Source organism: uncultured Campylobacter sp., from assembly GCF_937949835.1.
In the GTDB taxonomy this organism is placed as follows: Bacteria; Campylobacterota; Campylobacteria; order Campylobacterales; family Campylobacteraceae; genus Campylobacter_B.
In genome coordinates this window covers 1-2714 of record NZ_CALEDC010000159.1, presented here as the reverse complement: position 1 = coordinate 2714, position 2714 = coordinate 1, and the positions used below count along the sequence as shown (strand labels likewise).

Sequence of the window (2714 nt, the reverse complement as noted above, 5' to 3'; positions counted from 1 at the left end):
AGCGATGGAACTCTTAAGCGGCGAAAATTTAATCAGGCTTCTTGGCGGGCTTGGGGTCACGCTGCAAATCGCGCTTATCTTTCAAAACGATAGTCTTTGCGGGGTCTATTTTGCTTTGTAGCACCTCGGAATTTAGCTCACCCGTGATGATCGCGAGATCAAAAATTTCATCGATCTTGGCAGCCAGCGTCTCGTTGTCCTCGCGCGTACTCTCGACGATGCCCGGCGTGATGATGACCTTGCGACCGCCGTAGCTTCGCATCAGCTCGTAGCTTTGCAGCATGCCGCTTAGATTGCCGTTGAAGCTATCGTCGATGATGATCTTGCCGCCCGCATCGAGCCGCGCGAGGCGGTGCTCGACGGCGCCGACGTGCGCGACGCGACTTTTGATCTTATCAGCGCTAAGCCCTAAAAATCGCGCGATCTTTATACACGCGGCGAGATTTGCAGCGTTAAATTTACCCAAAATCGGCGCGAAAAACTCATGTCTCTCGCATAGTTCTCTCCGCCCGTTTGAAGCCTCTTGCGCACCCTGCTCTTTGTCGCTGCAAATTTTATCGTCGCTAGCGGCACGGGCGGCTTGTTCGTAAAATTCTTGCTCGCTTTGTTCGGCGCAGGACATGGAATTTGCATCGTCAAAATCGGAGCCGTAATTTTTAGAATTTTTGTCTTTTTCTGCGTATATCGCGCTGCTTGCATCTAAGTTCAAATCGCCCTGCCCTTCGCCACCTACAGCGGATGTTTCTGCACGCAGCGCGGAATTCTCGCCGCTAGCACCGCTTTCATCATCGCTCAAGCTAAGGCTAAATTTTATTCCGTCCAGATTCGCGCCGCAAATTTCCAGCCCCTCGTCGTAGATCGTGACGCGCTCGTCCGCGCTTTTTTGCGTGGAGCTGTGCAAAAACGCATGCTTTAGCCGCGCACTCGTGAGCGCTTCGAGCTTGGTTTTGCGGATGTTTTCGATGCTTTTAAAATACTCGATGTGTTGCGCGCCGATCTCGCCCACGACGACGATCTGCGGTGCCAAAAACTCGGTGATCTCGGCGATATCGCCGCTTAGCCTGGCGCCTGCTTCGGCTATGTAGATCTGCGTATCTGCGGGTAGCGCCTCGTTTACGTCGCGCACGAGCCCTGCTAGCGTGTTTACCGAGCGCGGCGTCTTATAGCAGCGAAAGTCATTTTTTAAAATTTGATACAAGAAGTTTTTAATGCTCGTCTTGCCGTAGCTCGCAGTGATCTGAATGATCGTAAGAGAGGGCATCGAGGCCAATTTTTTGCGTGCGTCGGCCTTAAATTTTGCAGCCTGCGCCCGCTCGTAAGCAAAACTCGCCGCAAGGCCCGCGCCAAGCGGTAAAAAGATCGGCAAAATCGGCCCTCCCGCGGCATAAAACGCGACGTTAAAGCTAAACACACAAACCGCCAAAATCGCGAAAAATCGCTTCACACGCGGCGTAAAGACGAGCTTTTTATCAAGCCCTCTTTGCCAAAAATAAAGCGCTAGCGCATAGGCTGCGACGATTAAAATTTTAGCGGCGCATAGGGCATAGAGGAATGCAGTGCCAAATTTAGCTGCGCCGAGACCTACCGCGATCTCGCAGCCAAAATATGCTAGGAAAGGCAAAATCAAAAAATAGAGGTGCCACGCGGGCTTAGTGAAGTGAAAGATGATGCGCGCGGGCTTGTACGAAAACCACTGCAGGCAGGTGATCAGATAAAAGCCCAGCAGCAGGACGAATGCCGCGTGCGCGATCAAAAATATTATATTCATCTTTTAAAATTCCTTTTTATAAATTTGCGCGCCCGCCTTGCAAGCCTGTGCGGGCAAAACGCGGCGAGCTCGGGCCAATCGCATTTGGCTTCATTTGTAAATTTTATGAATTCTCGCTTTGCAAATTCTATTTTTGCAAACTTTCGCGCTCAATAAATTCACGCTCTCGCGAAGGCTGCACGAGCCGCGCTAGATAAATTTACGCTGCCGCGCTTCGTCTGCGTTCTCGATACGCGCAGCATCTATCTTTCGCGACCTGAAATTTTTCGCACGCTGCGCATATTGCGACATCGAGCCCTATCTCGCGCGATGATTTGCATCATTTGCGGCATATAGGCCTTCTGTCGCAGTAAATACATGGTGCGGTGCGACTAAGCGGTGCGACTAAATTTAATCGTCCGCTTTGCGGTGCGCATACACGGTTTCGCCGCATTATATACGGCTGCCGCAATCGCGAGCGCAGAGCAGAAACGACCCGCTGTTGCGTTAAAATTTTAAAATTTAACGCGACATGCCGCAATTTGAGCTTTGCGTTTTATACTGCGCGCCCAAAGAGCTGATTTTACGCCGCTAAATTTTAAATATGTGCCGCATACGCACGCGGCTTTTATGTTTAAATTTACGCTTCGGTTCGCGATCTTTGACGCAAACAGATTGCAAAATTTTAAAACGCGGATGAACCGCGCTAAAGCAACGCAATGAAATGCTTTTTAAAATGCGCCCGCTCTTGCCTTTCGCGCGATCTGTTTTTACATCTAAAGCGCGATTTTTGTGGTGCGCCGCTAAAATTTCATGGCTAAATTTTAAAATTTATACGCGGGGCTAGATGCAAAATAAAATTTCACAAACGGCGCAAATCTCGCAAAATTGCACGCGCAATTACCGCAAAACAAAATTATAAGCGCTCAAATTTCATAGAATTTTACGCGTTTACGCGTGATTAACC

General features: G+C 49.7%; 1 protein-coding gene. It reads right to left on the bottom strand.

Annotation, left to right across the window (positions count from 1 at the left end; all coding sequences use genetic code 11):
* Positions 1 to 28 precede the first annotated feature (28 nt).
* Positions 29 to 1768, bottom strand: a complete 1740-nt coding sequence (locus Q0256_RS03420; RefSeq protein ID WP_297960056.1) for a Mur ligase family protein — start codon at positions 1766 to 1768, stop codon at positions 29 to 31.
* Positions 1769 to 2714 lie beyond the last annotated feature (946 nt).

Bases quoted from the DNA above. Each gene is read 5' to 3' on its own strand.
- Q0256_RS03420 (WP_297960056.1), bottom strand. From the start codon at position 1,768: ATGAATATAATATTTTTGATCGCGCACGCGGCATTCGTCCTGCTGCTG.